The organism is Microbacterium sp. 13-71-7, from assembly GCF_002257455.1.
GTDB lineage: Bacteria > Actinomycetota > Actinomycetes > Actinomycetales > Microbacteriaceae > Microbacterium.
In genome coordinates this window covers 1-5,579 of the sequence record NZ_NCKN01000243.1, presented here as the reverse complement: position 1 = coordinate 5,579, position 5,579 = coordinate 1, and the positions used below count along the sequence as shown (strand labels likewise).

Genomic DNA, 5,579 nt, shown 5'->3' with positions numbered 1-5,579 from the left:
TCTTCGAGGGCTGGCGGCGGATCATCTCGACCGTCGCGATCTACGACCCGCGCACGGGCCAGCCCTGCGAGCACTACGAACGTCTCACGGAATGGGCACAGGTCCTCGAGGCGGAACACGCCGACCTGCTGTTCGATGAGGTCACCGGAATCGCAGGCGCACGCGAGGCGATGGGGATGCCCGTCGCGGTGCAGACGATCTTGCAGCAGCTGCGCCGGCGCGATGTGCAGCTGTCCTGGTCCGCACCGTCATGGAAGCGCGCCGATGCCGTGATCCGCGAGTGCACGCAGCTCGTGATCGACTGCCGGGGGTGGCTCCCCGACCGGACCAGCCTGAAAACTGACACGCCTCCGGCCTGGCTGCCACGACGGCTGTTCAAGGCCCGGGCGTTCTCTGCCGTCGATTTCGACGAGTGGACCGCGGCGAAAGCCTCACAGGGCAAAGGGCAGGTGCACGCGCTGCGCGCGGCGGTTGTTCAGTGGTGGTGGGGGCCGCGGTCGATGGTGTTCGCCGCATATGACACGCTCGGCGCGGTCACCCGCGTCGGTGAGGTACTCGACGGCGGGCGTTGCGCACATTGCGGCGGGCGCCGGTCGATCCCGGTCTGCCGGTGCGACAAATGAGGTTCGTACGCGAGGCGCTCCAGGTCGTCCGACTGTTGCTCCAGGTGCTCCGGTTCTTCCGGTGAGCACGACGAAGCCCCCACGACCGTCGTCGTGGGGGCTTCTGGGACTACATCAATGGGGACAAACCCTCCGATGTGCCCGCCAGGCTAGCAGAGGGTGGGCGTGCGTATCGTTCCTGGGCGCTCTGGCGGCGGATGCCGAGTGCGTCGCCGATGTACTGCCACGACTGGCCTTGCGCTCGCAGGCCGTGAACGGCGTAGGTGATCGCGTCCTCAAGCTCGTCCCGGATCGAGGCGAGTTCAGCGAGCTCGAAGTCGTCGCCTGCTGCGCAACGCCGACCTACGCTGCGGATGATTCGCTTCGCGAAAGCGATCTGGTCGAGTGTTTCGACCATGCGACGGCTCATCGTAACGGCCGGGATCTGGTCGGGATTTCGGTGTCAGGCTGTACCTGACGCCCTCGGATGGCGTTCATCATGTGCCCTCGACGTACTTCTGGCCGCACTCCGTGCAGCGGAAGACCACAAGCTCGTAGCCTTCTTCGTCGGTCGCGGGATACAGGTAGACACCGTCTGGGTGTGAGCATTCCATCGTCGTTGATCCTCTCTGCTGCGTTTCGGCTGGTCCGAAATGGCCTGCCATTTCGGCGCCCTCGCCGATGAGTCAGGGACGGGTGTGCGGGTCAAGCCCCAGGGGTGGGGCGGCCAGGCAAGGTGCGGAGCACCATCCTCACGGAAGGCTCAGGAACCGGAGTGGGCTTGACGCGTGCGCTCGGCCCGGGCTACTTGCTCAGGGCTGGCCGCTGTCGATGCGGAGGGTGTGGATTGCAGCGCGCTTCTCGGTCCAGTCGGTGTCGGTGTACCGCTGTGTGGTCTCGATCGAGGCATGGCGTAGGAGTTCCTGCACGGTGCGGATGTTGGCCCCGCGGCGGAGTAGTTCGGTGCCGTAGGCGTGCCGAAGCTGATGCGGGGTCGCGTGGATCCCGGCGCGGTTCGTGGCGGAGGTGATCGCGGCGTAGACCGCGGCGCGGGTGACGGGGCCGGGGCGACCGTAGGCGGGGAACCACCATCCGGAGGCGGGCATGTGCGGCGCGAGTGCGGCGAGGTCAGGGTGTAGAGGGATGATCTGGGTCACTCCGCCCTTGCCGGTGACGGTGATCGCGTCGGATGCGATGCTGAGGTCTTCGGCGCGGAACTTGGCGATCTCGTGGACGCGGAGTCCGGCTAGGACTGCGAGAGCGACGTACGCGCGGGTGCGCTGTCGGTTGGTGGCGTCGTAGATGCGCTGTACTTCGGACATGGCGAGCGGTCGGGGCACGCCGCGGGGCTTCTTCGGCCTGGGGGTGTCGTCGCTGGGGTCGTCGGTTCGCACATGGGCCCTGCGCATCCAGGTGCAGAAGGCGCGTACATCGGCGTGGTAGCTGGCTCGGCTGGAGGCTTTGAGGTTGGGACGGCCGCACCATGTGATGATCGCGTTCGCGTCGAGGGTGCGGGGCGTGGTTCCGGTGTAGGCGAGCAGGTGCGCGACTCGATCGGCGCGGTCAGTGATCGTCCGGTCGCTGAGGCCCTGCGCCCGCTGCCAGGTCGCCCACGAGGCTAGAAGGTCGTGGGTGTCGTCCCAAAGTGTGGTTGTCATAGGCGCGAATATATTGCTGTTGTCCCGCGGAAAAACAGCCTGTGAACTGGTAATTTAGGTGACTACGATGCGAGGGCGTATGCCTGGTAATGAAAAGGTCAAGGGTTCGATTCCCTTGGGCGGCTCGACCGGAAACCCCCTCCTCGGAGGGGGTTTCGTCGTTCCGGCGTACGCTCGGAGCATGTCTCGTGCGCTGCTGATCGTCGACGTCCAGAACGACTTCACCGAGGGAGGCGCCCTCGCCGTGGCGGGAGGCGACGCCGTCGCCCGCGGCATCACCGCTCTGCTCCGCGATCACGCGGCCGACTACGACGTCATCGTCGCCTCGCGGGACTGGCACGACGCGACGGGGGACAACGGAGGGCACTTCTCCGACGCGCCGGACTACGTCGACAGCTGGCCCGTGCACTGCGTGGCCGGCACCACGGGCGCCGACTACGATCCGCTGCTGGACACGGCGGCCGTCACGCACTACGTGCGCAAAGGGCAGGGGCGTCCGGCCTACTCGATGTTCGAGGGCGTGACGGAGGCGGGCGAGAACGTCGCCGGAATACTGTCCGCGCACAGCGTGCTCACCGCCGATGTCGTCGGCATCGCGACCGACCACTGCGTGCGCGCCTCGGCATCCGACGCGATCGCCCACGGCGTGCACGTACGGATCCTGACGGACCTCGTCGCCGGTGTCGGCGCCGAATCGAGCGCAGCGGCACTGGCCGAGCTCGCCCACGCCGGGGCCGAACTCCTGTCGAGCGGCGCAGCGCCGAGCGCTCCTTCCGCCGCTCCGGCCGATGGCCCCGCCGAGTGACCGCCGAACGCTGCGCACTGCTCCTGCGCGCTGTGAACGTGAGCGGCGCGAACAGGGTCCCGATGGCGGAGCTGCGCGCGCTCATGAACGACCGCGGCCGATTCGGCGCGGTCACCACCTACATCGCGAGCGGCAACGTCATCTGCGACGCTCCGGACGATCCTGCTGCGGTCTGCGCCGAGGTGCGGGCACTGATCCACGATGCGTTCGGGGTGGACACCCCGGTGATCCTGCGCACGCATGACGATCTGGTCCGCGCGATCGAGGAGAACCCGTTCCCCGACGCCGCCGCCGACAAGATGCTGCACGCGATGTTCCTCGAGGGGGAGCCGCACGCCGACGCGGTCGAGGCCTTGACGGCGCGGCTGCAGCCCGGCGAGCGGATCGCCCTGCGCGGAAAAGATCTCTGGATCGACTTCGGCGCCGGGGGAGTGCACTCCAGCAAGCTCACACGCCCGGTCCTCGACCGTGCGCTGGGCGTCGCCGGGACCGCGCGCAACCTCCGCACGGTGCGGAAGCTCGCCGAGCTCACGGCCGGCTGACGGCTTCGGCCGTCCCGGCGGTCCCCTCGCCCCCGAGAGCGCGGCTGAGCGCGGTCGGCGCTGCTGCACCCGCCGCATGCAGATCCACGCGCTGCGCGCCGCACCTCACGCAGCGCACGTACAGGAGCGTGCCGTCGGCCGTCCTGTGCCGGGATCGGGTCGCCCAGGCATGCTCGTGCGCGGGGGCGATGCGGAGCGGATCCGCGGACGGGAGGGCAACGGATGCCGTGTCGGCAGAGGATGCGGCGGTCATGCCTCCACGATGATGTAATGCCATTATGCATCTCAACCCTTACGGCGAGTACGCGGTGCTGATGGCGGCATCGCTCGCCAACGACTGGCCGTCCGATCGTTCCGGCGTCGAGCAGCGCACTCGCGACTTCGGGATGACGATGGTCTTCCCTGTGGGGCCGAGTGATCACGCCGACACGCGAAGGGTGATCGACGATTGGCTGCGCGTCGTCGATGCGTCGGCGCCGGAGGAGCGCGCGGCGCTGCTGAACGCGGAGATGGCGGACGCGGCGGCGTACCCGCGGCTCACCGACCACGACGGCGAGGGCTGGCATCTGCACTACCGCGGCGAGGAGGACTCGCTGCCCCACGTGCTGCGCGCCGTGATCGCCGTCGGCACCTCCCTGCACCTGGTCACGCGAGGGATGGCGCGTCTGGGACGCTGTGCGGCGGCGCCGTGCACGAACGTCGTGGCCGATGTGACCCGCAACGGGCGCCAGCGCTACTGCTCCGTGCGCTGCGCCAATCGCGACGCCGTGCGGCGCCACCGCGCCCGCCGGGGATAGCGTTGTCGGTCATGGCTGCGGGTAGTAGTCCTTGCTTCCGACGGTTCCATCGATCGTGAACCCGCCGTCCTTGTAGATGACTTTCGTCACGCCGAGGTTCGGGACGCCCGCCGGGGGCATTCCGGGCGTGCCTCCGTCGACGGTGCGCATGTCGGGACCATTCGCGAAGCACATGATCGAGATGCCGCTGGAAACGACGAGGACCGCGCTGTCCCTCTTCTTCGCCTTCGTCGCGATCTCAGCCAGTGCCGCGGTCATCCGGGAGTTCACGTCCGCGCAGTCCTCTGCAGGCAAGCCCAGCTGCGGAGCATCGGCCACGGCCTTGATGGCCGCCATCATGCCGTACAGCCCGTGCTGCGCGATCGCGATCCCCTGCATCGTCTGCCAGCCGCCGTTCTGGCCCGTCGCATCTGCCGGGGCAGTCGGTGCCGCGTCGTGGTCGATCGTGTAGCCGAGGTGCTCGACCGCCGCCGACCACATCTCCTTGTTCTCCTTGCCCTCGTATCGGCCGAAGTTCATTTCGCGCAGGCGCCAGTCCTGGGTGATCGCGAGACGGGCCTGGTCCGCGCCCTGCAGGAGGTAGGTCGCGGTCTCGAAGTGGCGCTTCCCGTCGCCGGAGTACGCCGCGTCGAACCTGCCCACCGCCGCCCTGAGGCTCGCGCCTACCGCGGTCGCCAGGGGGCGGCCCTCGTTGAGCTTCGCGACAGGGGCCGTCGCCACCGGCTGGGTGCCGACGAGCAGCGGGGAGTCCGCCCAGCCCTGCACGGTGTCGGTCTGATTCAGGATGGTGCGTCCGTGACGGGTCAGGTAGATGACGACCGCTTTCTTGTCGGACTTGTCGCTGCCGGTGCTGACGCCGGCGCTCGTCGGGACCGCGTTGGCCGACAGTCCGGTGAGCGTGGTGGCCGCGACGATGGCGGCGGTGGCCACTGCGACGCGGATGACGCTTCGTCTCATGGATGCATCTCTCAATCTGCGGGGCGCTCGTCACGGCTCTGTGAAGAGATCGGGGCCCGCATCTAGAAACCTGCCACGCTAAGGTATTCGGCTGCAAGAGTGTTTCGGAAACGACGCGATCCTTCGCTGCTCCCGCTGCGCGCCGAGCGCACGGCGGAGTGCTGCGCGCACGGCGGACCGCCGGGCACGCTCCCCGAACCCGAGTCGTCCCCGTCAGC

The 5,579-nt window shown here is 68.5% G+C and carries 8 protein-coding genes; 4 read left to right on the top strand and 4 right to left on the bottom strand.

Annotated elements, in window-relative coordinates; translation table 11 throughout:
- A partial coding sequence (locus tag B7X32_RS17685) for a hypothetical protein (RefSeq protein WP_292722620.1) occupies positions 1-623 on the top strand: 623 nt, incomplete at its 5' end.
- A gap of 109 nt (positions 624-732) precedes the next feature.
- On the opposite strand, the gene B7X32_RS17680 is transcribed toward B7X32_RS17685, so the two are convergent.
- Both B7X32_RS17680 and B7X32_RS17675 read right to left on the bottom strand, forming a co-directional pair.
- The gene (locus B7X32_RS17680; RefSeq protein ID WP_292722619.1) at positions 733-1,020 is read right to left on the bottom strand and encodes a hypothetical protein; all 288 of its coding nucleotides are present in this window, start codon (positions 1,018-1,020) and stop codon (positions 733-735) included.
- Positions 1,021-1,414: 394 nt separating this feature from the next.
- The gene (locus tag B7X32_RS17675; protein ID WP_292722618.1) at positions 1,415-2,260 is read right to left on the bottom strand and encodes a tyrosine-type recombinase/integrase; all 846 of its coding nucleotides are present in this window, start codon (positions 2,258-2,260) and stop codon (positions 1,415-1,417) included.
- 181 nt (positions 2,261-2,441) lie between these two features.
- On the opposite strand from B7X32_RS17675, the gene B7X32_RS17670 reads away from it, so the two are divergent.
- Positions 2,442-3,065: an isochorismatase family protein gene (locus tag B7X32_RS17670; protein WP_292722616.1), complete on the top strand. Its 624-nt coding sequence runs from the start codon at positions 2,442-2,444 to the stop codon at positions 3,063-3,065.
- Positions 3,062-3,607, top strand: a complete 546-nt coding sequence (locus B7X32_RS17665) for a DUF1697 domain-containing protein (protein ID WP_292722614.1) — start codon at positions 3,062-3,064, stop codon at positions 3,605-3,607. Before B7X32_RS17670 ends, B7X32_RS17665 begins: the two co-directional genes overlap by 4 nt.
- On the opposite strand, the gene B7X32_RS17660 is transcribed toward B7X32_RS17665, so the two are convergent.
- Entirely contained in the window at positions 3,594-3,860 is a 267-nt protein-coding gene (locus B7X32_RS17660; protein WP_292722612.1) for a hypothetical protein, read from the bottom strand. The two genes, B7X32_RS17665 and B7X32_RS17660, sit on opposite strands and share 14 nt — an antisense overlap.
- Before the next feature lie 25 nt (positions 3,861-3,885).
- Here B7X32_RS17660 and B7X32_RS17655 point away from each other — a divergent pair, with 25 nt between their 5' ends.
- Positions 3,886-4,404, top strand: a complete 519-nt coding sequence (locus tag B7X32_RS17655) for a CGNR zinc finger domain-containing protein (protein WP_292722610.1) — start codon at positions 3,886-3,888, stop codon at positions 4,402-4,404.
- Between the two features lie 9 nt (positions 4,405-4,413).
- On the opposite strand, the gene B7X32_RS17650 is transcribed toward B7X32_RS17655, so the two are convergent.
- The gene (locus tag B7X32_RS17650; RefSeq protein ID WP_292722607.1) at positions 4,414-5,361 is read right to left on the bottom strand and encodes a histidine phosphatase family protein; all 948 of its coding nucleotides are present in this window, start codon (positions 5,359-5,361) and stop codon (positions 4,414-4,416) included.
- Between the last annotated feature and the right edge of the window lie 218 nt (positions 5,362-5,579).